General features: G+C 39.7%; 1 protein-coding gene. It reads right to left on the bottom strand.

The annotated features are described in order from the left end of the window. On the bottom strand, positions 1 to 891 hold an 891-nt coding region (locus tag ACECE_RS28700; protein ID WP_456049051.1), incomplete at both ends, for an RHS repeat domain-containing protein.

Raw genomic sequence — 891 nt, 5'->3', positions numbered from 1 at the left:
AGGCTCGTCGGGTCATTCAGGCTTCCGCTGTATGGATCCATGGTTATGAAATTACCATTCTGAGGGTTCATGTATCTTGCCCTTAGGTAGTAAGATCCGCTGTTTGCATCGTATTGTTCTCCAGCAAACATGTAGTTATTTTCTGTGTTGCCCGTTCTATTCAATATATTGCCGAAAGCATCATAAATGTAAGTATCGGTTACATTACCATCTTTATCCGTTAGCCTTCTGGTGCTTCCAATTCCATCGTACTGGTAGTAGCTTGTAACGTCGCCTCTCTTTTGGCTGATCAAATCATTTCCATAGGTGTAGTAAACCAGAAGATTTCCGCTGCCGTCACGCTCTTCAATAACCTTCGAAAGGCCACTGTAGCTATCTACAAGATATTTTATCACTACACCATTGGAAGTTTTACTGATTCTATTTCCTTCCCAGTCATACCCGTAAGTTTCAACTTTTGTTTTACCTGATTCGGTTAACGTCACTGATATAAGTCGGTTTTCCCCATCATAACCATAAGTTGTCGTTTTAGTTCCATCAACTTTGGTTTTCAAATTGCCGTTGTCATCATAATCGTAAATGATACTGCCTTCACTCTTAATCCTGTTGTTATCATCAGGATCATATTTGGTTATAACTCCGTTATCATTCTTCTCAAGCCTGTTTCCTGCCTTGTCGTATTGGTATGTGATTAGTCTGTTTCCAAGTACAGGGTCTGTTATCTCTTCTTTTTTAAGTCTGTAGCAATCGTCATAATCATATTCCACAATACGTCCACTGGTTTCTGTTAGCTTTTTGCGTTCTCCGGCAAAACCCAATTGATAGTGGTAGTTATATTCCACCGTTACACCATCAGGTTTTAATCTATTTATATCCGTCAGCCTGTTTTGG

This window comes from Acetivibrio cellulolyticus CD2, assembly GCF_000179595.2.
GTDB lineage: Bacteria > Bacillota > Clostridia > Acetivibrionales > Acetivibrionaceae > Acetivibrio > Acetivibrio cellulolyticus.
The sequence above is the reverse complement of the archived record's forward strand: the minus strand, read 5'-3'. Positions and strand labels throughout refer to the sequence as shown.